At 71.0% G+C, this 26190-nt stretch carries 27 protein-coding genes; 16 read left to right on the top strand and 11 right to left on the bottom strand.

What is annotated here, in order from left to right:
• Positions 1-8: 8 nt before the first annotated feature.
• Positions 9-326 carry a hypothetical protein gene (locus ABT294_RS00380; RefSeq protein ID WP_350802473.1) on the bottom strand — a complete coding sequence of 106 codons (318 nt, stop codon included), beginning with the start codon at positions 324-326 and terminating at the stop codon, positions 9-11.
• A gap of 637 nt (positions 327-963) precedes the next feature.
• Between ABT294_RS00380 and ABT294_RS00375 the strand changes: the two genes are divergently transcribed.
• The gene (locus ABT294_RS00375) at positions 964-1944 is read left to right on the top strand and encodes a LuxR C-terminal-related transcriptional regulator (RefSeq protein WP_350802471.1); all 981 of its coding nucleotides are present in this window, start codon (positions 964-966) and stop codon (positions 1942-1944) included.
• A gap of 184 nt (positions 1945-2128) precedes the next feature.
• Here ABT294_RS00375 and rfbB read toward each other — a convergent pair whose 3' ends face one another.
• Positions 2129-3115: a dTDP-glucose 4,6-dehydratase gene (gene rfbB, locus ABT294_RS00370; RefSeq protein ID WP_350802470.1), complete on the bottom strand. Its 987-nt coding sequence runs from the start codon at positions 3113-3115 to the stop codon at positions 2129-2131.
• 332 nt (positions 3116-3447) lie between these two features.
• Here rfbB and ABT294_RS00365 point away from each other — a divergent pair, with 332 nt between their 5' ends.
• From ABT294_RS00365 to ABT294_RS00340, 6 genes are all read left to right on the top strand, one after another.
• A complete protein-coding gene (locus ABT294_RS00365; RefSeq protein WP_350802468.1) occupies positions 3448-4137 on the top strand; it encodes a VC0807 family protein in 690 nt (229 codons plus the stop codon).
• A 276-nt stretch (positions 4138-4413) separates the two neighbouring features.
• Positions 4414-5394 (top strand): 30S ribosomal protein S2, encoded by a 981-nt coding sequence (gene rpsB / locus ABT294_RS00360; RefSeq protein WP_350802466.1) that lies wholly within the window; start codon positions 4414-4416, stop codon positions 5392-5394.
• A 136-nt stretch (positions 5395-5530) separates the two neighbouring features.
• Entirely contained in the window at positions 5531-6364 is an 834-nt protein-coding gene (gene tsf / locus ABT294_RS00355) for a translation elongation factor Ts (RefSeq protein ID WP_350802465.1), read from the top strand.
• A gap of 139 nt (positions 6365-6503) precedes the next feature.
• Complete coding sequence (pyrH, locus tag ABT294_RS00350) at positions 6504-7202, top strand: UMP kinase (protein WP_350802464.1); 699 nt, start codon at positions 6504-6506, stop codon at positions 7200-7202.
• A gap of 43 nt (positions 7203-7245) precedes the next feature.
• A complete protein-coding gene (gene frr / locus ABT294_RS00345; RefSeq protein WP_350802463.1) occupies positions 7246-7803 on the top strand; it encodes a ribosome recycling factor in 558 nt (185 codons plus the stop codon).
• Between the two features lie 58 nt (positions 7804-7861).
• On the top strand, positions 7862-8701 hold the full coding sequence (locus ABT294_RS00340; RefSeq protein ID WP_350802461.1) for a phosphatidate cytidylyltransferase: 840 nt from the start codon (positions 7862-7864) through the stop codon (positions 8699-8701).
• Here the strand turns inward: ABT294_RS00340 and ABT294_RS00335 are convergent.
• Complete coding sequence (locus ABT294_RS00335; RefSeq protein WP_350802459.1) at positions 8681-9703, bottom strand: suppressor of fused domain protein; 1023 nt, start codon at positions 9701-9703, stop codon at positions 8681-8683. The genes ABT294_RS00340 and ABT294_RS00335 overlap by 21 nt on opposite strands.
• 113 nt (positions 9704-9816) lie before the next feature.
• On the opposite strand from ABT294_RS00335, the gene rlmN reads away from it, so the two are divergent.
• Positions 9817-10917, top strand: a complete 1101-nt coding sequence (gene rlmN, locus ABT294_RS00330; RefSeq protein ID WP_350802456.1) for a dual-specificity RNA methyltransferase RlmN — start codon at positions 9817-9819, stop codon at positions 10915-10917.
• 7 nt (positions 10918-10924) lie between these two features.
• Here the strand turns inward: rlmN and ABT294_RS00325 are convergent, their stop codons facing one another.
• Positions 10925-11596 carry a hypothetical protein gene (locus ABT294_RS00325; protein WP_350802455.1) on the bottom strand — a complete coding sequence of 224 codons (672 nt, stop codon included), beginning with the start codon at positions 11594-11596 and terminating at the stop codon, positions 10925-10927.
• Entirely contained in the window at positions 11593-12321 is a 729-nt protein-coding gene (locus ABT294_RS00320) for an ATP-binding cassette domain-containing protein (RefSeq protein ID WP_350802454.1), read from the bottom strand. The genes ABT294_RS00325 and ABT294_RS00320 overlap by 4 nt, the downstream gene beginning before the upstream one ends.
• A gap of 108 nt (positions 12322-12429) precedes the next feature.
• On the opposite strand from ABT294_RS00320, the gene ABT294_RS00315 reads away from it, so the two are divergent.
• Positions 12430-12954 carry a DivIVA domain-containing protein gene (locus tag ABT294_RS00315; protein ID WP_350802453.1) on the top strand — a complete coding sequence of 175 codons (525 nt, stop codon included), beginning with the start codon at positions 12430-12432 and terminating at the stop codon, positions 12952-12954.
• 6 nt (positions 12955-12960) lie between these two features.
• Here the strand turns inward: ABT294_RS00315 and ABT294_RS00310 are convergent, their stop codons facing one another.
• A complete protein-coding gene (locus ABT294_RS00310; protein ID WP_350802451.1) occupies positions 12961-13605 on the bottom strand; it encodes an HAD family hydrolase in 645 nt (214 codons plus the stop codon).
• 25 nt (positions 13606-13630) lie between these two features.
• Here ABT294_RS00310 and ABT294_RS00305 point away from each other — a divergent pair, with 25 nt between their 5' ends.
• Positions 13631-14116 carry a GNAT family N-acetyltransferase gene (locus ABT294_RS00305; protein WP_350802449.1) on the top strand — a complete coding sequence of 162 codons (486 nt, stop codon included), beginning with the start codon at positions 13631-13633 and terminating at the stop codon, positions 14114-14116.
• Here ABT294_RS00305 and ABT294_RS00300 read toward each other — a convergent pair.
• The 5 genes from ABT294_RS00300 to iolC form a co-directional block, all read right to left on the bottom strand.
• A complete protein-coding gene (locus ABT294_RS00300; protein ID WP_350802447.1) occupies positions 14108-15097 on the bottom strand; it encodes an AI-2E family transporter in 990 nt (329 codons plus the stop codon). The genes ABT294_RS00305 and ABT294_RS00300 overlap by 9 nt on opposite strands.
• An 80-nt stretch (positions 15098-15177) precedes the next feature.
• Entirely contained in the window at positions 15178-17025 is a 1848-nt protein-coding gene (iolD, locus tag ABT294_RS00295; RefSeq protein WP_350802445.1) for a 3D-(3,5/4)-trihydroxycyclohexane-1,2-dione acylhydrolase (decyclizing), read from the bottom strand.
• Complete coding sequence (gene iolB, locus ABT294_RS00290; protein WP_350802443.1) at positions 17022-17861, bottom strand: 5-deoxy-glucuronate isomerase; 840 nt, start codon at positions 17859-17861, stop codon at positions 17022-17024. The genes iolD and iolB overlap by 4 nt, the downstream gene beginning before the upstream one ends.
• Positions 17858-18763: a Cgl0159 family (beta/alpha)8-fold protein gene (locus ABT294_RS00285; RefSeq protein ID WP_502911933.1), complete on the bottom strand. Its 906-nt coding sequence runs from the start codon at positions 18761-18763 to the stop codon at positions 17858-17860. The genes iolB and ABT294_RS00285 overlap by 4 nt, the downstream gene beginning before the upstream one ends.
• Positions 18760-19701: a 5-dehydro-2-deoxygluconokinase gene (iolC, locus tag ABT294_RS00280; protein ID WP_350802441.1), complete on the bottom strand. Its 942-nt coding sequence runs from the start codon at positions 19699-19701 to the stop codon at positions 18760-18762. The genes ABT294_RS00285 and iolC overlap by 4 nt, the downstream gene beginning before the upstream one ends.
• A gap of 248 nt (positions 19702-19949) precedes the next feature.
• Here iolC and ABT294_RS00275 point away from each other — a divergent pair, with 248 nt between their 5' ends.
• From ABT294_RS00275 to ABT294_RS00250, 6 genes are read left to right on the top strand one after another with little or no spacing between them, the layout of a single operon-like run.
• Positions 19950-21332, top strand: a complete 1383-nt coding sequence (locus tag ABT294_RS00275; protein WP_350802439.1) for an extracellular solute-binding protein — start codon at positions 19950-19952, stop codon at positions 21330-21332.
• The gene (locus tag ABT294_RS00270; RefSeq protein WP_350802438.1) at positions 21307-22233 is read left to right on the top strand and encodes a carbohydrate ABC transporter permease; all 927 of its coding nucleotides are present in this window, start codon (positions 21307-21309) and stop codon (positions 22231-22233) included. The genes ABT294_RS00275 and ABT294_RS00270 overlap by 26 nt, the downstream gene beginning before the upstream one ends.
• The gene (locus ABT294_RS00265; protein ID WP_350802435.1) at positions 22230-23048 is read left to right on the top strand and encodes a carbohydrate ABC transporter permease; all 819 of its coding nucleotides are present in this window, start codon (positions 22230-22232) and stop codon (positions 23046-23048) included. Before ABT294_RS00270 ends, ABT294_RS00265 begins: the two co-directional genes overlap by 4 nt.
• Before the next feature lies 1 nt (position 23049).
• The gene (locus ABT294_RS00260; RefSeq protein ID WP_350802433.1) at positions 23050-24120 is read left to right on the top strand and encodes an ABC transporter ATP-binding protein; all 1071 of its coding nucleotides are present in this window, start codon (positions 23050-23052) and stop codon (positions 24118-24120) included.
• Positions 24117-25304: a CehA/McbA family metallohydrolase gene (locus ABT294_RS00255; RefSeq protein ID WP_350802432.1), complete on the top strand. Its 1188-nt coding sequence runs from the start codon at positions 24117-24119 to the stop codon at positions 25302-25304. Before ABT294_RS00260 ends, ABT294_RS00255 begins: the two co-directional genes overlap by 4 nt.
• Positions 25295-26188, top strand: coding sequence for a TIM barrel protein (locus ABT294_RS00250; RefSeq protein WP_350802431.1), 894 nt, complete (start codon positions 25295-25297; stop codon positions 26186-26188). Before ABT294_RS00255 ends, ABT294_RS00250 begins: the two co-directional genes overlap by 10 nt.
• Positions 26189-26190 lie beyond the last annotated feature (2 nt).

Below are 26190 nucleotides of genomic sequence, written 5' to 3'. Positions count from 1 at the left end.
CGCGGGTGTCAGGGAAGGCGCGGGACGTCCGGCGGGCACGGCCAGGTCTCGTAGTCGAGGAGGCCCACCGAGTGGACGTGCCAGCCGTCGAGGTAGGACGAGGTGGCGAGGACGCGGTGGCACAGCAGCCGGGCGGCGGCGAGTGCGGCGTCACCGCTGGCCACCTTGAGGAAGACGACCAGCTCGACGCTCGTGTCGGCGACGATGCGTACGTGCTGGAGCCCGTCCTCGGGGGTGGTCAGCGTCCAGAAGATGTCGGTGAGAACCGACTGATCTGGCACTTCGCAGTGGCCCGAGGGGACCAGCGTGGCTGCGATCATGTACATGAGGTGTCCAGCGGATCTCGTGCGAGGCCGGGTGGCCCCAGTTGAAGCCGCAGTCGGGCCCGTCCGTCACGAGCGTCGCGGGGACGCCGTCGGGGGCGGCGCTGTCGGCCGCGGCGCGCAGCGCCTGGGCGCCGGCGATGACCCCCTGCGCGGACGCCGGCCGCGAGGAGGGCGCTGATGCTCTTGAAGGTGATGCGGCTGAAGGTGTTCATCGTGCCGCTCCCGGCTAATTGGCGGTTTCCTGTGGCGCCGGACCGGACGCCTTGGTGAGCTGATTATCGGAGCCTGGTCCGAGGGGTGGCCATTGTTTTGGCGTTGCACCAACCGGCCGGGCACGATGGTGATGCGCCGAAAACGGATATGACGCCGCTGGCCAGGGGAGATTTGCTCGTGTCACCATCTGTCCTGGCACCTTCCGGCCATCTGGGAAAGCGATCTCCGAGCGCTTTCCGGGCTGGAAGGATTTCCGTCCTGAATACGCACGGCTGGCTCACTGCGACGCGAGGTGACCGCGCGGGAAGTTGACGGCAGAGCGTTCTGTTGCCGACAAAGGATTGTCGTTGCCCGGTCGCTTTGGCCCGATTATTGTTGCGGGGGCTTGGCACGGCTGCGCCACACGGGGTGAGGGAGCTCGTACATGCTGGAAGCGCTGGGCTTGAGGTCGCAGACACAGACCGTCTACCTGCTCATGCTGGACCACCCGGAGTGGGGGCCGGAGCAGCTCGCCGCGCATCTGGGCCTGTCCGAGGCCGACATTCGCGCCGCACTGGACGATCTCGCCGACAGGCACCTGCTCCGTCCCGACCGGCTGGAGCAGGGGCGGCTGCGTCCCGTCAGCCCGGAGGTGGGCCTGTCGGCGCTGCTGGCGCGCAGCGAGCTGGAGCTGGCCGCGAGGCAGCGGCAGATCGAGGCGACCCGCACCGCGGTCGCCGCCCTGGCCTCGCGCTACAGCGGCAAGGGCGCGTACGCGCCCGAGCTCGTCCACCAGCTCGTCGGGCTTGACGCGGTGCGCAACCGGCTGGAGGAGCTGGCGGCGTGCGCCCGGCACGAGTGCCTGTCGTTCCTGCCGGGAGGGGCGCAGCTGCCCGACAGCATCGAGGCGGGCAAACCGCTGAACCACCAGGCGCTGGAGCGCGGTGTCATCCTGCGCACCATCTACCAGGAGAGCTTCCGCAACGACCCGGGAACCCTGCAGTACGTGCGGTGGCTCACGTCCATGGGCGCGGAGACGCGGACCGTGCCCTCGCTGCCCATGCTGATGATCATCGTGGACGCGGAGGTGGCGCTGGTCCCGCTCGACCCCGACAACGGCCGCCGTGGCGCGCTCGAACTGCGCAGCCAGGGCGCCGTCGCGGCGATGCGGGTGCTGTTCCAGCAGTTCTGGAGCGTCGCCACCCCGTGGGACGAGAGGCCGGCGGCCGACAGCAGGGGGCTGTCCAGCAGGGACAGGGAGATCCTGCTGCTGCTCGCCGACGGTCACACCGACGAGTCGATCAGCCGCAAGCTGGGGTTGTCGCTGCGCACCATCAGGCGGCTGGTGTCGGAGCTGATGAGGCGGCTGAACGCGCGCAGCCGCTTCGAGGCGGGCATCCTGGCCGCGCGCAACGGCTGGCTGTGATCCCGGGCCGCGATCCCAGGTTGCGATCCCGGGCCGCGCGACGAACGCCCGCGGTCCCCGGCACGCCGAGCCGCGCGCAGGTCGCGGTTCCGGCACGCCGAGCCGTGCGCAGGTCGCGGTTCCCGGGGTGCAAGGCCGCGCGCAGGTCGCGGTTCCCGGGGTGCCGGGCCGCGGCCGGACGGGGTCATCCGGAGGTCGCCAGAGAGCGCTCGCGCAGCCTCTCCCACCAGGCCCGGTTGTCGCGGTACCAGGCGGCGGTCTCGGCCAGCCCCTGCTCGAACCCGATCCGCGGCTCCCAGCCGAGCTGCGCCCGGATCTTGCCGTCGTCCAGGCTGTAGCGCAGGTCGTGCCCCGGCCGGTCGGCCACGTGCTGGACCATGTCCCAGTCGGCGCCGCACAGCTCCAGCAGGGACGAGGTCAGCTCCAGGTTGGTCAGCTCGTGCCCGCCGCCGATGTTGTAGATCTCGCCCGCCCGGCCGTCGGTCAGCACGAGCTGGACGGCCCGGCAGTGGTCGTCCACGTGCAGCCACTCGCGGACGTTCCTCCCGTGGCCGTACAGCGGCACCTGCTCGCCCGACAGCAGGTTCGTCAGGAAGCGCGGGATCAGCTTCTCCACATGCTGGTAGGGGCCGTAGTTGTTGCAGCAGCGGGTGATGCGCACATCCAGGCCGTAGGTGCGGAAGAACGAGCGGGCGATCAGGTCCGCGCCGGCCTTGCTGGCGGCGTACGGCGAGTTCGGCAGCAGCGGGAAGTCCTCGGTCCACGAGCCGGTGGCGATCGACCCGTACACCTCGTCGGTGGAGACGCACACCACCTTCGGCACGCCGGACAGCCGCGCGGCCTCCAGCACGCTGTGGGTGCCGCCCACGTTGGTGCGGACGAACTCGGCGGCGCCGTCCACCGAGCGGTCCACGTGCGACTCGGCGGCGAAGTGCACGACCGCGTCGTGACCGGGCAGCACGTCCAGCATCAGCTGCTGGTCGCAGATGTCGCCCTCGACGAACGTCAGCCGCGGGTGCTGCGCGGGCAGGCTGCCGCGGTCGCCGGCGTAGGTGAGCGCGTCGACGACGGTGACGTCGGCGTCGGCGAAACCGGGATAGCCGCCGGACAGCAGCGTGCGGACGTAGTGGGAGCCGATGAAGCCGGCTCCGCCGGTTACCAGGATTCTCATGCCACCTCCACTGTGGCGTGGTCGCCGATGACCAGGCGACGGTGATCGTCGTCGGCGGCCGAGCACACGACCGCCTCCCGGAGCGAACTGTAGATGCCTCAAGCGCTTCTCGAGTGACGCTCGAGTGCGACCTGTTGAGGTGCTGTGACCGGCGTTTGCCGACAGGAGAGCTGGACGTGAACTACGGAGTGGCGTCGTCCGAGATCGGGCTGGGCCGCACGGCCGCCGTGCTGGGGCCGGGTTCCCGGTGCCCGACGAGCCATCAGCCGCTCCCTGCGGGGCGCGGAGACCATGTTCGGCGCCCGCACCCAGAACACGGAAGGGGTCAGCGCATGACCAACGGACCAGGTTCGAGGATCCGCCCGCTGCTGCCGCTGATCATCGACGTGGCGGTGCCCGTCGTGCTCTACCTGCTGCTCAAGCAGGTCGGGCTGGACGACTTCTGGGCGCTCACCGTGGCGGGCCTGGCTACCGGCGTGGCCGTCACCGTCAACACCGTCCGCCGCCGGAAGATGGACCTGATCGGCGTGCTGGTCGTCCTGGAGATCGTGCTGTCGATCGTGCTGCTGTTCGTCACCGACGACCCCCGGATCGTCGCGATCAAGCCGTCGTTCTACACGGCGCTCGCCGGCGTGTTCCTCGGCGCCACCTGCTTCGTCGGCAGGCCGGTGATCTACCTGACCGCGCGGCCCCTGGCCACGCGCGGCGACCCCGAGCGCGAGGCCGCCTACGAGAAGGCGTGGCGGACCTCGGCCCCCTTCCGCTTCCGTCAGCGGCTGATGACCGCCACCTTCGCGCTGTTCCTGCTGGTGGAGTCGGTGCTGCGGGTGATCGTGGTGTACCGGTTCACCGCCGCCGAGATCGCGGAGTCGTTCCTGCTGTCGCAGCTCCCGGGCATCGTCTTGTTCGCGGCCGTGCTGCTCTCCTTCCGGCTGCAGGTGCCCGCGCTGCGCCGCATCGTCAACGAAATCCAGGAGAGCAAGAAGGACGGTAGCCTCTCGCCTGCGGGCAAGGAGGGGTGAGCCGCCGTGTCGCCGCGCCCGCGGTGCGGTCTGACGACGGGCGGAAGGCCGCCATTGACCTGGAACGGTCAGGCGGGGACGGCGTGGGAGGTAGACTTCTCGGTGGCCTGACACCACAGGCCGACTTCGCATGTCCCACTGCGCACCGCTCCTTCGGTCCGGGCTCTGGCCCGGCTGGAGCGGTTTCGGGGCATCAGGGCGGCAGCCGCCGTGCTGCCGCGGCACAACCGAGAACCGCGCCCGCGCGCAGGGCGCCCAGACCTGGAGGACCATCACATGGCCCCCGTCGTCACCATGCGACAGCTGCTCGAGAGCGGCGTTCACTTCGGTCACCAGACCCGCCGCTGGAACCCGAAGATGAAGCGCTTCATCTTCACCGAGCGCAACGGCATCTACATCATCGACCTGCAGAAGTCGCTGTCGTACATCGACCGTGCCTACGACTTCGTCAAGGAGACCGTCGCCCACGGCGGCACGATCCTGTTCATCGGCACCAAGAAGCAGGCCCAGGAGGCCATCTCCGAGCAGGCCGCCCGGGTCGGCATGCCGTACGTGAACCAGCGCTGGCTGGGCGGCATGCTCACCAACTTCTCCACGGTGCACAAGAGGCTGCAGCGTCTGAAGGAGCTCGAGGAGCTCGACTTCGACAACGTCGCGGGCTCGGGGCTCACCAAGAAGGAGCTCCTCATGCGCCGGCGTGAGAAGGACAAGCTGGAGCGCACGCTCGGCGGCATCCGCGACATGGGCCGCGTGCCCTCCGCGGTGTGGGTCGTCGACACCAAGAAGGAGCACATCGCGATCAGCGAGGCCAAGAAGCTCGGCATCCCTGTCGTCGCGATCCTCGACACCAACTGCGACCCCGACGAGGTCGACTACCCGATCCCGGGCAACGACGACGCCATCCGCGCCGTCGGCCTGCTGACCAGGGTCGTCGCCGACGGTGTCGCCGCCGGCCTGATGGCCCGCTCGGGCGCCGCCCGCGGTGACGAGAAGCCGGCCGCCGCCGAGCCGCTGGCCGAGTGGGAGCGCGAGCTGATCGAGCAGGGCGGCGGCGAGCGCCCCGCCGAGAGCTCCGACACCGCCGCCGAGGCTGAGGCCGCCGCTCCTGCCGAGGCTGAGGCCGCCGCTCCTGCCGAGGAGCAGGCCGCCGAGACTGAGGCCGCCGCTCCCGCCGAGGAGCAGGCCGCCGAGACTGAGGCCGCCGCTCCCGCCGAGGAGCAGGCCGCCGCCGAGGGCGAGACCGAGCAGCAGGCCTGACCGCCCGCTCCTCGGGCAGCAGGAGCAGCAGCCGAGTAAGGCTCCTGTACGGCACGCGGTTGCCGTACCAACCCAGGGTGGGCGCCGGTGTCCGGCGCCCACCCGATCCACGACGACATCCCACAAGGAAAAAGCAATGGCTTCCGTGAACATGGCCGACGTCAAGCGGCTTCGCGAGATCACCGCTGCCGGCATGATGGACTGCAAGAAGGCGCTCGAGGAGTCCGAGGGCGACTTCGACCGCGCCGTCGAGCTGCTGCGCCTCAAGGGTGCCAAGGACGTCGGCAAGCGCGAGGCGCGTACCGCGTCCCAGGGCCTGGTCGCGCTCAAGCAGGACGGCGACTCCACCGCCGCGCTGCTCGAGATCAACTGCGAGACCGACTTCGTGGCCAAGGGCGAGCGCTTCCAGGAGCTGGCCAACCAGGTCGTCGCGCACGTGCTGGAGACCAAGCCGGCCGACGTGCAGACCCTGCTCGACTCGTCCTTCGACGGCAAGACCGTCAAGGAGCACCTCGACGTGGCGAACGCCGCGCTGGGCGAGAAGATCGAGATCCGCCGCTTCGCGGTGCTGGAGGGCGGCTACATCGGCGCCTACATGCACCGCACCGACCCGGCGCTGCCGCCGGCCGTCGGCGTGCTCGTGCAGCTCGACAAGCCGAACGCCGAGGTCGCCAAGGACATCGCCCAGCACGCCGCCGCGATGGCCCCGCAGTACCTGAACGCCGCCGCCGTCCCGGCCGAGGTCATCGAGAAGGAGCGCAAGCTCTTCGAGGAGATGACCCGCGAGGAGGGCAAGCCCGAGGCCGCGATCGGCAAGATCGTCGACGGCCGGGTGAACGGCTGGTACAAGGACTTCACCCTGCTCCAGCAGGCGTTCGTGAAGGACAACAAGAAGAGCGTGGGCAAGTACGCCGAGGAGAACGGCGTCGAGGTGCTCGCCTTTGTCCGTTACAAGGTCGGCCAGGCTTAGGCTTGAGCGAACGTCCACCAGCCCTAAGAACCGCCTAACGAAGGAGGCCGCCGCCGTGCAGGACCACCGGGAGCCAACCCACGAATCCACACGGACGGCGGCTTCCTCGTCCCAGAGCCCGCTCAGGTGGAAGCGGGTCATGCTGAAGCTGTCGGGTGAGGCGTTCGCCGGCGGCGAGCCGCTCGGCATCGACCCGCTGGTGGTCGACCACCTGGCCGACTCGATCGCCGAGGCGGTGCGCGAGGGGGTGCAGGTCTCGGTCGTGGTCGGCGGCGGGAACATGTTCCGCGGCGCCGCCCTGTCCGAGCAGGGCATCGACCGGGCCAGAGCCGACTACATGGGCATGCTCGGCACGGTCATCAACTGCCTGGCGCTCCAGGACTTCCTGGAGAGACGCGGTGTCGAGACCCGCGTCCAGACCGCCATCACCATGCAGCAGGTGGCGGAGCCGTTCCTGCCGCGCCGCGCGATCAGGCACCTGGAGAAGGGGCGCGTGGTCATCTTCGGCGCCGGGCTCGGCTCGCCGTTCTTCTCCACCGACACGGCGGCGTCGCAGCGCGCCCTGGAGATCGGGGCCGAGGCGCTGCTCAAGGGCACCCAGGTCGATGGGGTCTACGACTCCGACCCGCGGAAGAACCCCGACGCGGTCCGTTTCGACCACCTCGACTACGGCGAGGTGCTGATCCGCGACCTGCAGGTCATGGACGCCACCGCGATCAGCCTGTGCAAGGACAACGACCTGCCGATCGTGGTCTTCGACCTGATGGGCGAGGGCAACATCCTGCGGGCGGTCCGCGGTGAGAAGATCGGCACGCTGGTGAGTCCCGCAGGCAAATGAGCGAGCGAGCCCGACACCGCCAGCCAGAAGACAGGGAGCCGCTGTGATCGACGAAACCCTCCTCGAAGCCGAGGACAAGATGGACAAGGCCGTCTCGGTCGCGAAGGAGGACTTCGCGAGCATCCGTACGGGCCGGGTCACCCCTTCGATGTTCAACAAGATCAATGCCGAGTACTACGGCTCGCCGACCCCGATCCAGCAGCTGGCCTCGTTCCACGTGCCAGAGGCCCGCATGGTCATCATCCAGCCCTACGACAAGGGTTCGATGGCCGCGATCGAGAAGGCGATCCGCGACTCGGACCTCGGTGTCAACCCCGGCAACGACGGCCAGGTGATCCGCGTGACGTTCCCCGAGCTGTCGGAGGAGCGCCGCAAGGAGTACATCAAGGTCGCCAGGAACAAGGGCGAGCACGCCAAGATCTCCGTGCGGAACATCCGCCGCACGGCCAAGGACCTCCTCGACAAGATGATCAAGGACGGCGAGGCGGGCGAGGACGAGGTGCGCCGGGCCGAGAAGGAGCTCGACGACCTCACCCAGAAGCACGTCGCCAAGATCGACGAGCTGCTCAAGCACAAGGAAGCCGAGCTGCTCGAGGTCTGAGCAGCACGCCACACGGCCCTCGCCCGGTGGCGGGGGCCGTGGCTCATGGAGAGACTCTGTGGAACAATCTACGGCTGGCACCAGCCCGAGCGGCGGCGGCCGTAGCGGAAGGAACCTGCCTGCCGCGATAGCGGTCGGGGTGGGGCTGGGCGCGGCTGTCATCGGCTCGCTCTACACGATCAAGGAGCTGTTCCTCCTCGTGCTCGTGGCCGCGGTCGGCGTGGGCGTGATGGAGCTGGTCCAGGCGTTCGGCAGCCGCGGCATCAAGGTGCCCGCCGTCCCCGTGGTGGCCGCGATGGCGGCGATGCAGGCCGGAGCCTACTGGGGCGGGCCTGTGTGGCTGCTCGGCACGTTCGTGGTCTCCGTGTTCGCGCTGCTGATCTGGCGGATGTTCAGCTCGGGCACCGACGGGTTCGTCCGCGACGCGACGGCGTCCACGTTCCTGCTGGTCTACCCGCCGCTGCTGGCGGGCTTCGCGGCGCTGCTGCTCAGGCCGGTCGACGGTGACAACCGCGTGCTGATCTTCATCGCGGTGACCGTGGCCAGCGACATCGGCGGGTACGCGGCGGGCGTGCTGGTGGGCCGGCATCCGATGACCGCCATCAGCCCGAAGAAGACCTGGGAGGGTTTCGCCGGGTCCGTCGTCGTCTGTGTGGGGGTCGGGGCCTGGCTGGTGTCCTGGCTCATGGGCGGGCAGCTCTGGCAGGGCGCGCTGATCGGCGCAGTGGCCGCGCTGCTGGCCACCGTGGGCGACCTGATCGAGTCCATGATCAAAAGAGATCTCGGCATCAAGGACCTCGGCACGATCCTGCCCGGCCACGGCGGGCTGATGGACCGGCTCGACTCGCTGGTGACCACGCTGGTGCCGATCTGGTTGCTAATGTCGCTGTTCTTCTAGCGTCTCGCTGGTGACGGGCGTCAGCCAGAGCCAGCGCACGGCCTCGCCGCCGAACGTGAAGCCCGACATGCCGGGCATGCCGGGCGGGTCGGCGAGCATGAGGACCCCCGAGTACTGCGAGCCCAGCGGGAACGTGGCGGGCTCGTGGTACCACTTCGCGGTGTGCCCGTGGCCGAGCCAGGTCACCGAGTGCCACGGGTACTGCGCCAGCCAGACCAGCAGCAGCGCCGCCTCGCGCGGGTCGTCGTGGGTGGTGACGGCCAGTTCGATCCTGGCGTACGCGCCGGGCCGGTCCAGCCACTGCTCGACGGTGGGCATGCGCTGGCAGCTCATCCCGACCGTCGACAGGACGGTGAAGTCGCGGCCCGGCACGGGCGGCCGCTCGGTGATCCCCACGGTGGGCAGCCGCTCCCCGCTGGCGTCCCAGTACCTGCCCGCGGGGCCGAGGACCCGGTCCAGGTGGCCCATGACGAACTGCTGGAACGACCGCCACGATCCCTCGCCGTCGCGCCACCGCCAGTAGGACCCGGCGTTCGCGATACGCGGCTCCAGCCCCTCCAGGGCCTCCGACAGCGCCCAGGCGAACGGCGACTCGCCGACGGCGTCGCGCGCGTACCCGGGCATGCCCCTGCTCATGTCGGCCCAGCCCGGGATGACCGCGAGCAGGTCGTCGTCCTCGTACAGGGCGACGCCGTCGCCCTCCTCGAACCAGAGCGTGGACAGCCGTCCGAGCAGGGGGCGGCCGGCCGGGTGCCGGGTTCCGGCCGCGGGCATCAGCGGCGGCAGCCCGGCGGCGACCCTGGCCTGGTCCACGCCGGAGGGGGCGGCGCGGTGGTTGGCCAGCCACACGGCGCCGTGCACGGCGCCGCCGGGCGAGCACAGGTAGGCGACCGAGGCGTCCTCGTCCCGCTCCACCACGAGCGTCCGGCTCCCGTACGGATTGCCGGAGGTGAGGACGATCTCGGTGTGCCCCTCGCCAGACGCGGACCGGAAAGTCGTCATACGCCTCCGACTGTAGATCGGCGGGCGTCTCTCACGCGAGCATTGGCGGAATGACGCGTCCCGGGCGTGCGTTCACTACCCTGGTCGGAAACCGTCGAGAAAAGGGCAGCAACGTGTCCCAGCAGCCAGGTCAGCTCACCTTCGTCGCACCGCGCAGGGCCAAGCCCGCGCGGCATCTGGCCGACCTGTCAATGGCCGATCGCCGGGCCGCGGTGGCCGAGCTGGGGGAGAAGGCGTTCCGGGCCGACCAGCTGTCGCGTCACTACTTCGAGCGGCTCACCACCGACGTGAACGCGATGACCGACCTGTCCGCTGCCGCCCGCGAGAAGCTGTCGGTGCTGCTGCCGTCGCTGCTGACCTCGGTCCGCGAGCAGACCACCGACGGCGGCACCACCCGCAAGACGCTGTGGCGGCTGTTCGACGGCGCGCTGGTGGAGTCGGTGCTGATGCGCTACCCCGACCGGGTCACGATGTGCGTGTCGTCCCAGGCGGGGTGCGGGATGAACTGCCCGTTCTGCGCCACCGGCCAGGCGGGGCTGACCCGCAACATGTCCACCGCCGAGATCGTCGAGCAGGTGGTCTCGGGGGCGCGGGCGCTGGCCGCCGGTGAGGTGCCAGGGGGGCCCGGCCGGGTCAGCAACGTGGTGTTCATGGGCATGGGCGAGCCGCTGGCCAACTACAAGCAGGTCATCGGCGCGGTGCGCCGCCTGGTCGAGCCCGCCCCGCACGGGCTGGGCATCTCCGCCCGGGGCGTCACCGTCTCCACGGTCGGCCTGGTGCCCGCCATCGGCAAGCTGGCCGACGAGGGCCTGCCCGTCACGCTGGCGCTGTCCCTGCACGCCCCCGACGACGAGCTGCGCGACACGCTGGTGCCGATCAACACCCGGTGGAAGGTGGCCGAGGTGCTCGACGCGGCGTGGGCGTACGCGGCGAAGACCAAGCGCCGCGTCTCCATCGAGTACGCCCTGATCAAGGACGTCAACGACCAGGAGTGGCGGGCCGACCTGCTCGGCAAGCTGGTCAAGAACAAGCTGGTGCACGTCAACCTGATCCCGCTGAACCCGACGCCCGGCTCGAAGTGGACCGCGTCCCGGCCGGAGGACGAGCGGGCGTTCGTCCGCCGCCTGGAGTTCCACGGCGTCCCGGTGACGGTCCGCGACACCAGAGGCCGCGAGATCGACGGCGCCTGCGGCCAGCTCGCCGCCGCCGAGTGACCCCCGGCTAGGGGCGGTTGCGGCGGAGCCAGCCGTACGCGGCCAGCCCGGCCAGACACCACAGCAGGGAGATCGCGGCCAGCTCGGGGAACCGGGCGGCCAGGTCTCCCGCGCTCGCGGCCTTCATCCAGCCGATGACCGGCACGGTCAGCCAGTACAGGGGTGAGGCGCTGAGCAGCAGCATCGCCATGAACCCGAAGAGCAGCGCCATGATCGAGACAGCCGGTGAGGGCAGCACCGAGCGGCTGGTGAGGGTGCCCAGCGCCAGGCCCGCCAGCACGGCGATGCCGTGGACGGCCAGCACGGCGGCGAACTCGTCCGGCGGCGGCGTCACGCTCACGCCGAGCAGCAGGCCCCAGCCCAGCGCCAGCGCGGCGAACGCGACCGAGGTCGCCAGCGCGGCCAGCAGGCCCGCGCCCAGCTCGCGGGCCCGGCCGCCGACGGTGATCGCCGACAGGGTGCGCTGCTGGTCCGGCTCGGTGTCGAGCAGGCTCCTGGTGGACCACGCCAGCACCGGGATCAGCAGCACGGCGGTGTCCGCGAGGGCGGACGTCTCCTGCCCGACGGGCGCGCGGCTGCCTTCGACGATCGCGAGCAGCGCCAGCATGAGCAGAAGGGCCTGGTAGACGCGGTGGGAGCGGACGTAGGCGGCCACCCGGAAGACGGCCAGGGCGATCATTCGGCCTCCTGGGCGGTGAGGGCGCGGGCCTGGTAGCCGTCGGCCCGCATCCGCGACAGGAACGCGGGAAGCTCGCCGGCCGGGAGCGTGATCTCGACCGTCACCTGTGGCGACGGCAGGAGGGGCTCCGGCGCGCGCTCCAGGAGGTGGCCGTGCTGGATCGTCCAGTGGCGCAGGCCGGCCAGCCGGCGCAAGCCTCCCTGGTGGTCGCTGGCCACCACGACGACGCCGTCGGCCGACAGGTCCGTGACGAGCGAGGGGAGCGCGTCGCGGGTGTCCGCGTCCAGGCCGGCGAAGGGCTCGTCGAGGATCAGCAGCCGCGGCGACGCCATCAGGGCCTGGGCCAGGCCGACCTTGTGGGCGCTGCCCTTCGACAGCTCTCCCAGCCGCAGGCCGAGCAGGTGCGACATGTTCAGCCGCTCCGCCCACGGCTCCCAGCGGGCGCCGCCGCGGACGCGCGACATGTGCCGCAGGTAGCCGGACACCGTGAAGGGCTGCTCGACGGGGAAGCGGTCGGGGGCGAAGCCGACCACCGCCGGACGGCCGGTGATCGTGCCCTCGGTGGGCCTGGTGAGCCCGGCCAGCAGGCGCAGCAGCGTCGACTTGCCCGCCCCGTTCACGCCGGTTACCTCGACCACGTCCCCGGGTTCCAGGTGGGCGTCGACCTCGCGGATCACGGAGGGTTCACGTCTTCGGTAGCGGAACGAGACCTTGGACAGTCGCATGATCCTGTAACGGTATAGGGCGTCCTGCCTTGTCGGCATAAAGGGGCAGCACACAATGGAGGAGATCACGACTCAGGAGGAGTGGGGTTGAACCGCTTTCCACGCGTCATGGGTATGCGTTCGGGCTACGACCCCGTCGAGGTCGACACCCTCGTCGGGCGGATCGAGGCGACCCTGGGCAGGGGCACCCACGACGTCGAGCCGGTCACGGCCGACGACGTGCGCAGGGCGACGTTCCGTGCCCGGCGGGGCGGGTACCACGAGACGGCGGTCGACTTCGCGCTGGAGGCGTTCGTGGTGGCGCTGGAGACCATGTCCAAGGGCCCGCTGCGGCTGGCCAGGCACGAACCGACCGGCGAGATGCTGCGCGAGGAGTGGTTCGAGGCGCAGGCGGCGCGGGTGGAGCGGGTGGCGTTCCGTCCGGGGCGGATGGGCACCGGCTACAACGAGGACGAGATCGACGCCTTCCTCGACCGGATCGTCGCCACGCTCCGCGGCACCACCGACGACCCCGTGACGGCCCAGCAGGTGCGCGACGCCAGGTTCTCCACGGTGCTGCTGCGCGCCGGGTACCTGATCGCCGACGTCGACAGCTTCCTGGCGGGCATCGCCGACGTGCTGGAGCAGCGTTAGGCGGCCCTAGGACGCGAGGATGCCCGACAGCCCCCACAGGTCGGGCAGCACGTCCTGCGGGACGGACGGATCCTCGGGCCGCTCGCCCAGCCGGTTGATCCACACCCGGCGGATGCCCAGCCGGTGCGCGGGCACCAGGTCGTGGACGTAGCTCTGCGCCACATGCACCCAGGTCTCCGGCTCGTACGAGCCGCGGAAGCGGGTGAAGTGGGCGTCGGACGGCTTGTACGCGCCCACGTCCTCGGCGGTCACCACCGCGTCGAAGCGCACCGGCAGCCGCCGCAGCGTGCCGGCGACGAGGTCGCGGTCGCAGTTGGTGAGCAGCGCCAGCCGCCAGCCGGCCGCCAGCAGGGCCGACAGCGCCGCGCCGACCTCGGGGAAGACCGGCCAGTACGGGAGCGTGGCGGCCAGCACCGACAGGTCGTCCGCGGACGGCGACAGCCCCTCGTCGGCGCACGCCCGGCGCAGTGCCTCGGCCATGACGCCGCGGTAGCGCAGTGCCGGGGACTCGGCCTGCACCTGAGGCTCGTGCCGGTTGTAGCGTTCGAGGAGCGCGGCCCCGCGCCCGGGGGCGATCAGGTCGGCGCTCGTGGAGATGCCGTGCCGCCAGTCGACAAGCGTGCCGTAACAGTCGAAGGTCGCCCATCGCATACGAACCATCCTAGAGAATGCAGCCATGGCGATCACTGTCCGTCCGGTCGAGCCCGCCGACCTCGACCAGGTCACCCGCATCCTCACCGGCAGCTGGGGCGGTTCCACCCTGATCGCGCTCGGCAGGGGCGAACTCGTCGACGCCGCCACGCTGCCCGGCTACCTGGCCTTCGACGGCGAGCAGGCGGCGGGCCTGGTGACCTACGCGAGCCGCGACGGCGCCGTCGAATTGATCACGGTTGACGCGCTGATCCCGGGCAGGGGCGTCGGCAGGGCACTGCTCGACGCGGTCAGGGCGGCGGCCGTCGTGTCGGGTGCCGACCGGCTGTGGCTGTGCACCACCAACGACAACACCCGCGCGCTGCGCTTCTACCAGCGCTACGGGTTCGACCTCGTGGCCCTGCACAGGAACGCGGTGGACGAGGCGCGCAAGCTGAAGCCGGGCATTCCCGGCGAGTCCGACGGCATCCCCATCAGACACGAGCTGGAGCTGGAACTGGACCTAGGTTGACAGCCGCTCCCGGCTCCTGACCACCGCGACGATCACCGAGACCAACGGCGCGGCGAGGAAGGCGCCGGTGATCCCCGCGACGACGCTGCCCGCCGCGATCGACAGCAGGATCACCGCCCCCGGGAGGTCGAGCGCCCTGCCGTAGATCTGCGGCGCCAGCACATGCCCCTCGATCTGCTGGATCAGCACCACCACCGCCACGACGATCAGCGCCACCAGCCACCCCTTGGCGACCAGCGCCACCACCGCGGCCAGCAGCCCGGCCATGAACGCCCCCACCACCGGCAGGAAGGCGCCCACGAAGGTCAGCACCGCCAGCGGCAGCGCGATCGGCACCTGCAGGATCCACAGCGCCAGCCCGATGAAGACCCCGTCGAACAGCCCGACCATGGCCACCCCGCGGATGTACCTGCCGAGGACGGAGAAGACGAGCTCTCCGGAATCGCGCACCCGCAGCCTGGTCGCCAGCGGCAGCAGGTCGGTCAGCCAGGCGAAGAGCCGGTCGCCGCCGTGCACGAAGTACACCGACAGGATGACGGCCAGGACCGCGCCGACGATGATCTCGCCGACGGTCCGCGCCCCGGCGAGCGCCCCGGTGGCGATCTGCTTGCCCTGCTTGGACAGGTACTCCTTGGCCTGGGCGAGGAGCCGCTGGTCGTTGATGCCGAACCGGGCGGCCGTCCGGTGCAGGTCGTCGAGCACGGTGCCGACGCTGTGGCTCATGGCCGACACCCCGCTGACGGTGGGCGGCACCAGCAGCGCCACGAGGGCCCCGGTCACCAGCAGCCCGCCGACCCACACCACCGCGGTGGCCAGCGCCCTGTTCAGCCCCCGCGCCCTGAGCCACCGGGCGGGCGGCATCAGCAGCGCGGTGATGAAGAGTCCGATGATCACCGACATGACGACGGTGCGGACGACGTACAGGCAGTAAAGGGTCACCGCGACGAGCGCGATCCACCCCAGCAGCCGCCACGGCCTCATCCCACGCCCCCCAAGTCGTGCCTGGCCAGAGGCGTTCCCACGGTTGATCGCGGGCAACCATCGGGGCGGGGAGAGGTGGCTCAGGCGGGCGGCGCGAGGTGTGGGTGCTGCGAGCGTTTGGCGTCGTCGTAGGACGCCCGCAGCGCGGGGTCGGCGGAGACCTCGGCGACCGGGACGTCCCACCAGGCCTCGGAGGAGGGGGAGTCGCGCAGCGGGTCGGCCCGGACGTAGACGACCGTCGTCCCCTCGGCCGAGCGCGCCGTGTCCAGGGCCTTGCGCAGGTCGGCGATGCTGTCGGGGCGCAGCACGGTGGCGCCGAGGCTGGCCGCGTTGGCCGCCAGGTCCACCGGGAGCGGCCCGCCGTCGTACCTGCCGGACCCCCGGAATCCGTAGGACGTGCCCAGCCGTTGCGCGCCGACGCTCTCCGAGAGCCGCCCGATGGAGGCGAAGCCGGAGTTGTCGACCAGCACCACCGTCAGCTTGACGCCCTCGGAGATCGCCGTGACCAGCTCCTGCGCCATCATCAGGTACGAGCCGTCGCCCACCAGGACGAAGACCTCGCGCTCCGGCGCGGCCAGTTTCACGCCCAGGCCGCCGGCGATCTCGTAGCCCATGCAGGAGTAGCCGTACTCCACGTGGTAGCTGCCCGGGCCGCTGGGCCGCCAGAGCTTGTGCAGGTCGCCGGGCATGGACCCGGCGGCGCACACCACCACGCCGTCGTCGCCGGCGGCGGCGTTGACCGCGCCGATCACCGCCGACTGCGGCAGGGGCGAGCCCTCCTCGGCGAAGGCCGCGTCGACCGCGGCGTTCCACGCCCTGTTCAGCTCGGCGGCCCTGGCCTGGTAGGAGGCGGGCGTGGACCAGCCCGCGCACGCCTCCGTCAGGTCGGCCAGGCCCTCGCGGGCGTCGGCCACGAGCTGGAGGCCCGACAGCTTGGCCGCGTCGAAGCCGGTGATGTTCAGGTTGACGAACCGGGCGTCCGGGGCGAAGAGGGAGCGGGAGGCCGTGGTGAAGTCGCTGTAGCGGGTGCCGATCCCGATGATCAGGTCGGCGTCGCGGGCGAGGGCGTTGGCGGCCGTCGTGCCGGTCGCGCCGACCGCGCCCATCGCGAGCGGATGCCCGTACGGCAGCGCGCCCTTGCCCGCCTGGGTCTCCGCCACCGGGACGCCGTGCCTCTCGGCGAAGGCCCGCAGCTGGTCGGCCGCCTCGCTGTAGATCACGCCGCCGCCCGCGACGATCAGCGGGCGCGCCGCCGACCTGATCACGTCGGCGGCCCGCGCCAGCGCGGCCCGTTCCGGGCGGGGCCGGGGCACGTGCCACACGCGGCGCTCGAACAGCTCCGCCGGCCAGTCGTACGCCTCGGCCTGGACGTCCTGCGGCAGCGCGAGCGTCACCGCGCCCGTCTCGGCCGGGTCCGTCAGCACCCGCACGGCCGCCAGCAGCGCGGACGGCAGCTGCTCGGGCCGGTTGATCCGGTCCCAGTACCGCGAGACCGGCTTGAAGCTGTCGTTGACCGAGATGTCGTACGAGCGGGGGTCCTCCAGCTCCTGCAGCACCGGGTTGGCGACGCGGGTGGAGAAGACGTCACCGGGCAGGAGCAGCACGGGCAGCCGGTTGATCGTCGCGCCCGCCGCGCCCGTCACCATGTTGGTCGCGCCGGGCCCGATGGAGGTGGTGCAGGCGAGCGTGGACAGCCGGTTGCCGGCCCGCGCGTACGCCGCCGCCGCGTGCACCATCGCCTGCTCGTTGCGGCTCAGGTAGTACGGCAGCTCGGACGAGGTCGTCAGCGCCTGACCGAGCCCCGCGACGTTGCCGTGGCCGAAGATGCCGAAGCAGCCGCCGAAGAACCGCCGCTCGACGCCGTCGCGCTCGCTCCACTGCGCGGCCAGGAAGCGCACCACCGCCTGCGCCACGGTCAAGCGGGTCATGAGGTCCTCCCGAAGGGCAGTCGAGGGTCGAGCTCCTGGCCGTCCCAGGAGGAGCGGATCCAGGCGTGGCGGGGGTCGTCGCAGAAGGCCATCGACCGTTCCCCGGCCGGCCCGGCCAGGACGTTCAGGTAGTACAGGTCGTAGCCGGGGGCGGCCATCGACGGGCCGTGGTAGCCGTACGGCACGAGCACCACGTCGCCGGAGGAGACCTCGGCGAGCGTGTCGATCTGCCCTCGCTCGGAGCTGTAGACGCGCTGGTAGCCCAGCCCCTGGTCGGCGACCTCGAAGTAGTAGACCTCCTCCAGCACGGCCTCGCCCGGGTTCGGGGTGTCGTGCTTGTGCGGGGGGTAGGACGACCAGTTGCCGCCGGGGGTCAGCACCTCGACGGCCATGAGCTTGTCGCACGCGAAGACGTCCGGGGCGCAGAAGTTGTTGACCTGGCGGCTGGCCTGCCCGGCGCCCCGCATCTCGACGGGCACGTCCGAGGCGGGGACGTGGCGCGGCTCCAGCGCGCGGGTGGCGCGGGCGGACGGCAGCGCGATGCGGCCGGAGCCCTCCAGCGTCACATGCGTAGAAATCGGGATATAGGCGAAATCGGTGGGCCCGTCGAACACCGACCCGCGACCGGCGAGCTCCCACCTGGTGGAACCGAACGAGACGACGCAGGACCCCGACAGCGGGAGGACCAGCATCTCCTCCTCGCCCGTGTCGAACGCCACCGGCGCCGGGCCCAGATCGACGACACGCAGGCCCGAGTAGGTCCAGCCGGCGACGGACGGCGTGATCTCCACCGACCACGGGCCGTTGGCGGCCTTGCCGTACGGGACGTAGGTCATGAGCCGGCTCCTCTCACCAGCGTGGCCGCGGCGTCGACGGCCGTGGCGACGTCGTCATCCGGAGGGTAGAGCAAGGCCCGGCCGACCACGAGCCCCCGCACACCGGGCAGCCGCATCGCGCGGGCCCAGTCGGCGTAGGCGGCGTCGATGTCGGGCGGGTCGCCGCCGAGCAGCAGCGCGGGCAGCGTGGTGGCGGCCATGACCCGTTCCATCTCGGCCACCGCGGGGATCTTCAGCCACGTGTAGGCCGAGGTCACGCCGAGCGCCTGGCCGACGCTGATCGCCCGGATGACCGCGTCGGGCGACAGGTCGTTGCGGACCGAGCCGGTCTCCGAGCGCAGTGACCAGAACGGCTCGACCATCGCCATGAGCTGCCTGCGGGCCAGGTCCGTGACCGCCCGCGCGCACGACTCCAGCGTGGCGACCGTCGCGTGGTCGGCCGGGTCGATGCGGCAGAGCATCTTGCCGCCGTCGAGGCGCATCGCGTCGATCGAGGCCGCGTCGAAGCCGGTGAAGCGGTCGTCCAGCTCGAACACCGAGCCTTGTATGCCGCCCCTGTTCATCGAGCCGAAGGCCAGCTTGCCCTCCAGCGCGCCGAGGAGCAGCAGGTCCTCCAGGACGTCCGGCGAGGCCAGGATGCCGTCGACACCCGGCCGTGCCAGCGCCACCTGGAGCCGGTCGAGCAGGTCGGGGCGGCTGGCCATGGCCATCGGCCGGTCACGCACGGCCAGCGAGCCGCGCGCCGGGTGATCGGCGGCGATGATCAGCAGGCGCTCGCCGTCGCCGGGCAGGCCGCGCCGTTGCCGGTTGGCCGCGGCCCGCGCGATCTCGCCCGGCCGGGTGGCGCGGATACGGGTGAGGTCGTCGTATCGGACGGTCCTCGGCAGCGTGATGTCGCTCAACGCTTGACCTCGCCTTCCAGCAGGGTGAGCACTTCATCGGTGGACGGCATCGCGTCGGCGCAGGCCAGCCGGGCGGCGACGTGCGCGCCCGCGGCGTTGGCGAAGCGCACGGTGCGCTCCAGCGGCCAGCCGCGGACCAGCCCCAGGCAGACCGCCCCGCCGAACGCGTCTCCGGCGCCCAGCCCGTTGACCACCTTCACCTCCACCGGCTCGACCACGACCCGCTCGTCGCCGGTGCGGGCCAGCACGCCGTGCGGGCCCATCTTGACGATCGCCACCCGCATGCCCGCGTCGAGCAGCGCCTGCGCGGCGGCCTCCGGATCGCGCGTGCCGGTGGCGACCTCCACCTCCTCCAGGTTCCCGATCGCCACGTTGGCCAGCGGCAGCGTCTGACGGACGAGCTCGCGGGCCGAGTCGGGGGAGTCCCAGAGCGTGGGGCGGTAGTCGAGGTCGAACACGGTCCAGCCGGACGTGCGGGCGGCCAGCGCGGCGGCGTGCGCGGCCCGGCTGGGCTCCTGGCTCAGGCCGGTGCCGGTGAACCAGAACACCCGCGCCTCGCGGATCGCGGTCAGGTCGAGGGACTCGGGGGTGACCCGCAGGTCGGGCGGGTGTTCGCCGCGGTAGAAGTAGATCGGGAAGTCGTCAGGCGGGAAGATCTCGCAGAACGTGACAGGGGTGGGCGGCCCCTCGACCGTGGCCACGAAGGCGTCGTCCACGCCGAACCCGCGGATCGCCTGCCGGACGAACCCCCCGAAGGGGTCGTCGCCGACGGCGGTCACCACCGCGGCACGCAGGCCGTGGCGCGCCGCGGCCACAGCCACGTTCGTCGGGCTGCCGCCGAGGAACTTGCCGAAGGTCTCGACGTGGGCCAGCCCCACGCCGGTCTGCAGCGGATAGATGTCGACGCCGGAGCGGCCGATCGTGATCAGGTCGAACAACGCACCTCCTGGGACGAGCCTTCACTATGCCATATTGTCATGACATTCGGATGTCCGCTATGTTCCAGGCCGGTAGCCCGACAGGGAGCCCCTCCCGTAGTGTCGGACGGTCGGTGGAACCCTTGCGTCACAAAGACGCAGCGTGCGGGCGACTCTCCTGAAATATGGTCAGGTCTTTACGTCATATGGATGTCATGACATATTGGCCTTGACTTCCTCCCCCTTTTAGGACGTGTCGGAGGGTTTGCATGGGATTGCGGAAGAGATCGATGGTCGCGGTCCTCGCCGTGTCCTCGCTGGGGCTCGCCGCGTGCGGCCAGTCGTCCGGCAGCGGTGACACGATCGAGCTGACGATCGCCCAGAACGCCATCGCGGGCGGCAAGAACGCGGCCGCGGCCGACTTCATCGCCAAGTGGGTCATCCCCCAGTTCGAGGCGGCGGAGAAGGCCAAGGGGAAGGACGTCAAGGTCAAGTTCGTCCCCAGCGGTGTCGACGACGAGCAGTACAAGACCAAACTCTCCCTCGACCTGAAGTCGGGCAAGGGCGCGGACGTGATCGACATCGACGGCATCTGGGCCGGCGAGTTCGCCGAGGCGGGCTATATCAAGCCGCTGTCGGACGTCGTCGGAGCCGACGCCGACAAGTGGGACGGCTGGCAGCAGATCCCCGAGTCGGTCCAGGGCCTGGCCACGTACAACGGCAAGAAGTACGCCCTGCCGATCGGCACCGACGGCCGGGTCCTCTACTTCAACAAGAGCCTCCTGCAGAAGGCCGGGCTGCCCGCCGACTGGCAGCCGAAGAGCTGGCAGGAGATCCTGGACGCCGGCACGAAGTTGAAGTCGTCGGGTGTCCCGGTGCCGATCCAGATCAACGCGGGCACCGCGATGGGCGAGGCCACCTCGATGCAGGGCGTGCTGCCGCTGCTCGCGGGCGCGGGCGGCGAGATCCAGAAGGACGGCAAGTGGGCCGGCGCGTCCCAGCCGCTCAAGGACGCCCTCGGCCTCTACCAGAAGATCTACGGCGGCAGCGGCCTCGGCGACCCCAAGCTCCAGCAGGAGGCCAAGGGCCGCGACAAGTCGTTCCAGCAGTTCGCCGAGGGCAAGATCGGCATCCTGATGGAGGGCGACTACTTCTGGCGCGGCGTGGTCAATCCCAAGGACGGCATCGCCAAGATGGCCGACCGCGACCAGAACGTCGGCTACGCCCTGATCCCCGCCATCGAGCCCGGCAAGGGGCTGCGCGGCCAGGACTTCGTCAGCATGTCCGGCGGCGCGCTGCGCACGGTCAACCCCAACAGCAAGCACCCGAAGGAGGCCTTCGAGCTGCTGACCTTCACGCTCTCGCCCGACGCGCTGAAGGAGGAGACCAAGAACGGCAACGTGCGCATCACCCCGCGCACCGACGTCAACAAGGAGATCCTCGCGGGCGAGCCGCTGCTCACCTTCATCTCCGAGAAGGTGCTCCCGCTGACGGCCTACCGGCCCCCGGTCGCCGTCTACCCGCAGGTGTCGGCGGCGCTGCAGGAGGCGACGGCGGCCGTGGTCGGCGGCAAGACGCCCGACCAGGCGGCCGCCGAGTACCAGACGAAGCTCGAAGGACTCGTCGGTGGCGCAGGCAACATCGCCTCCTGAGGTCGCCAGGGACGCCACGGCCCGCCGCTACAGCTCGGACGCGGCGGGCCTGGGCAGGCTGAGAGCGGGCGCGTTCGTGGCGCCCGCGATGGTGCTCATCGCGGTGTTCCTGGTGTTCCCCGCGCTCTGGGTCATCTACCTCGGCCTCACCAACTACCGGCTCACCGGCGTCGAGGCCGCGGAACCGCGGGTCGTCGGCCTCGACAACTTCGTCAAGGCGCTGTCGGACCCCACGTTCTGGAACTCCACCTGGCTGACCGTCCAGTTCGTGCTCGGCTCCGCCGTGATCGGCCAGGTCGTCCTCGGCTTCACGATCGCCTGGCTGCTACGCGACAGGCCCGGGCCGCTGAAGCGGGTCGTCGAGGGCCTGGTCATCCTGGCCTGGATCCTGCCCAGCGCGGTCGTCTCGTTCCTGTGGGTGGCGCTGCTCGACCGCGACGGCGGGACGCTGAACACGCTGCTCGGCATCCCCGGCTTCGCCTGGCTGCTCGACCACCCGATGCTGTCGATCATCGTCTTCAACACCTGGCGCGGCACCGCGTTCTCGATGATGCTCTACGGCGCGGCCCTCGGAAACGTGCCCCCCTCGCACCTGGAGAGCGCCCGCCTGGCCGGCGCCTCCGGCTGGCAGCAGCTCAGGGACGTCGTCTTCCCCCACATCAGAGGGCACGTCCTGACCAACCTGCTGCTGATCAGCCTGTGGACGTTCAACGACTTCACCCCGTTCATGCTCACCGCGGGCGGACCCGACGGAAAGTCGGAGGTCCTGGCCGTCTACGTGTACAACGTGGCGTTGAAGGGCGGCCAGCTGGGCTACGGCGCCGCGGTCTCCACGGTCATCCTGCTGATCAACCTGGTCGTGGCGGTGTTCTACCTGCGCCTGCTCAGGAGTAAGAAATGACGCGGTTCGTGCTGGGCAGGATCGGCTTCTACACGCTGATCGCGGTCCTGCTCGCCTTCTTCACGATCCCGCTGCTCTGGCTCGCCTCGGCGCCGTTCACCTCCGACCCGACGTACGAGGTCAAGGTGCCGGACTTCACCTGGGAGAACTTCCAGGCGATCCTGGAGCACCCGTACGCGCTGCCGTCGCTGTACAACTCGATCATCCTGGCGGTCGGCACCGCCCTGCTCGTGGTGCTGCTCGCCGCGCTGGCCGCGTACGCGCTCAGCCGGGTCCGCCTGCCGGGACGCGACGCGCTCCTGTACGCGCTGCTGCTGCTCTCCTCGATCATCACCGGCACGGCCGCGATGGTGCCGATCTTCCAGCTCGCGGTGGAGCTCAACCTGATCGACTCCCAGTTCGGGCTGATCCTCATCCTGACCGGTGGCCTGCTCCCGGCGGCGATCTTCATGCTCAAGGACTTCATGGACTCCACCCCGAAGTCCTACGAGGAGTCCGCCCGCGTCTTCGGCGCCTCGCCGCTGCAGATCGTCCGCCACGTGGTCGTCCCTCTGGTGCGTCCCGGTCTGGCGACCATCGCGGTGTGGGCCGTCGCGAACGTCTGGGGCAACTTCCTGATGCCGTACCTGCTGCTCAGCGACGTGGAGAAGCAGCCCGCCGCGGTGATCATGTACACCCTCTACACCGAGGGCGGCCAGGCCAACCTCCAGCTCCTGTCCACGTTCGGCCTGCTCTACTCGGTGCCCGTGGTGCTCATGTACCTGTTCGTCAGCAAGAAGTACGGCTTCCGCTTCCACGGAGGGATCAAGCGCTGATATGGCCGCAATCGAACTGCGAGGCCTCACCAAGGTCTACCCCGGTGGCGTGACGGCGCTCGACTCGCTCGACCTGGTCGTCCCCGACGGCGAGTTCTTCGCCCTGCTCGGCCCCTCCGGCTGCGGCAAGACCACGCTGCTGCGCACCATCGCGGGGCTGGAGACCGCCACCGGCGGCGCCGTCGTCATCGGCGACCGCGACGTGACCGGCGTCCAGCCGGGCGCCAGGGACGTGGCCATGGTCTTCCAGGACTACGCGCTCTTCCCGCACATGGACGTCGCCGACAACATCGCCTACCCCTTGCGCATCAAGAAGGTCGCCAAGGCGGCGCGGCGCGACAAGGCGCAGGAGGTGGGCGCCAGGCTGGGCCTGGACCACCTGATGGACCGCCGCCCCGGGCAGCTGTCCGGCGGGCAGCAGCAGCGCGTCGCGCTGGCCCGCGTGATGGCGACGCAGGCCCAGGCGTTCCTGTTCGACGAGCCGCTGTCCAACCTGGACGCCCGGCTCCGCCTGGAGGCCAGGACGTTCCTGAAGAAGCTCCAGCGCGAGCTGGGCGTCACCACCGTCTTCGTCACCCATGACCAGGCCGAGGCCCTGGCCATGGCCGACAGGATGGCCGTCATGGAGGCGGGGCACATCCGGCAGATCGGCACTCCGGCCGAGGTGTTCCAGCGTCCCGCCAACACCTTCGTCGCCGGGTTCATCGGCTCGACCCCGATGAACCTGCTCGACGGCGTCGTTCGCGGCGACACACTGGAAGTGGCCGGGTGCAAGGTGCGGGTGCCCACGTCCGCCGACGGGACTCTGACCGATGGCGAGCCGATCGTGTTCGGGGTACGCCCGGAGTACATGTCCTACTCCGTCGAGCCCGTCGACGGGGCGCTGGGCGGGAAGGTGGCCATCGTGGAGAACCTGGGAGCGTCCCATCTGGTGACGCTGGAGGTCGGCGACGTGCCCGTGCAGGCGGTCGTGCCCGAGGGCAGCGAGCCGTCGCCGGGCCAGACCGGATACGCGCTGCCGCGCCGGGACCGCGCGCTGGTCTACCGCGACGGCGAGCTGGTGACGGCGTGACGGTGATCAAGGGGCGTTGGAGCCTGGACGACCGGCTGGAGCGGATGCTGCGCGAGGTGCCCTTCGAGGTGCCCCCGGGCACGGCCGCGGTGACCGTGCGGCTGCGCTTCGACAGGTCGCTCGGCGTCCTCGACCTCGGATGCGGCTCGCCACGGGGCTTCCGCGGCTGGTCCGGCGGCGCGCGCGACGAGTACACGATCACCGCCGACTGGGCCACGCCCGGCTACCTGGCCGGCGAGCCGGAGGCGGGCACCTGGCACGTGTGGCTGCGGCTGCACCGGGTGCCGGCGCAGGGGCTCGACTACACGCTGGAGATCGTCACGGCGTCCACGGCGCCCGAGCGGCCCGTCGTGGCGGAGCCTCCCGTCGGCGAGCGGCCACCCCGCCGCGACATTCCCGCAATAGACGGCATGCGGTGGCTCGCCGGCGACTTCCACGCGCACACCCTGCACAGCGACGGCGCGCTCACCGTCCCCGAACTGGCCGAGCTGGCCAAGGCGCAGGGGCTCGACTTCCTGACTGTCACCGACCACAACACGGTCAGCCACCACCCCGAGCTGGCGCGGACCCGCCGGGGCATCGACCTGCTGCCCGGCCAGGAGGTCACCACCGACCGCGGCCACGCCAACGTCTTCGGCGCCGTCGGCTGGGTGGACTTCCGCCGCCCCGCCGATTCCTGGGTCGCGCACGCCCGCGACCACGGCGGGCTGATCTCGATCAACCACCCGCTGGGCGGCGACTGCGCCTGGCTCCAGCCGCTGACCGAGCGTCCCCGCATCGCGGAGGTCTGGCACTCCGGCTGGTGGGACCGGCGCTGGGGCGCCCCTCTGGCCTGGGCCGCCGCCTGGCGCGACGACGTGATCGCGATCGGCGCCAGCGACTTCCACCGGCACGGCGACGACGGCCTGCCGGGCGCCCCGACCACCTGGGTCCTGGCCGAGGACACCGGGCAGGTCTTCGACGCGGTGGCCGCCGGTCGCACCGCGATCTCGGCCGGCCCCGGCCAGCCGCTGCTCGTCAGGCTCGGCGACGAGCTGCTCGCGCTGGACGCCGAAGGGCTCGTCCTGGTGCGTCCGGACGGGGACCGGCAGGTGATCCGGGGCGAGCGCGTCCTCGTGCCCGCCGGCGAGGGATCGCACCGATTGGAAACCTACGAGAACGAGGTGATGGCGATATGCGCCTGACCAGTGTCGCCAACGCTCCCGTGAGCTTCGGCGTGTTCGAGCTGAGCGACGCGCCGCCGCCGCTGACCGCCGACGAGATGGTCCGCGCGCTCGCCGGCGCCGGGTACGAGGGCATCGACATGGGCCCGATCGGCTACCTCGGCATCGGCGACGAGCTGGCGAAGCGCCTCGACGGGCTGCTGCTCGCCGGCGGCTGGGTCGATCTGCGCTACAGCGACCCGGACGCGTTCCAGAGCGGCCTGGCCACGCTCGACGCGGCCCTCGACGTGTTCGCGGCGGCCCCCGCCGCCCCCGCGCACCTGGCTCCGCGCCCGACGCTCGCCTGCTCGGGCACGCCTGCGCGCTTCGCCAGGCCGGGCGGGAACGCTCCAGGGCTGGAACCGTCGGAGTGGGCGGGCTACGCCGCGCGGGTGCAGCAGGCCGTCGACCGCTGCCGCGAGCGCGGCTTCGAGCCCGCCTTCCACCACCACCTCGGCACCTACGTCGAGACCCCCGAGGACGTCGAACGCCTTCTGGAGCTCACCGACGTGCAGCTCTGCCTCGACACCGGCCACCTGCTGCTCGCGGGAGGAGACCCGGTGACCGCGCTGCGCGACTGGTCGGGCCGGGTCGGGCACGTCCACATCAAGGACGGCGACAGGCAGATCCTCGCCCAGGCGCTCGCCGACGGCGTGGACCTGCGCGAGCTGATGGGCCGCGGCGGCTTCGCCCCGCTCGGCGAGGGCGAGCTGGACCTGCCGGGCGTGGTCCGCACGCTCGACGAGCTCGGCTACCAGGGCTGGGTCATCATCGAGCAGGACACGCTGCCAGGCCGCCGGACGGTCGCGCAGAACATCGCCGATCAGGCGGCAAATCGCGAGAAGTTGAGAGAGCTGGGACTTTGACG

The organism is Nonomuraea sp. NPDC000554 (assembly GCF_040300065.1).
Classification (GTDB): Bacteria; Actinomycetota; Actinomycetes; order Streptosporangiales; family Streptosporangiaceae; genus Nonomuraea.
Note: the sequence above shows the minus strand (reverse complement) of the source record. Positions and strands in the feature narration are given on the sequence as shown.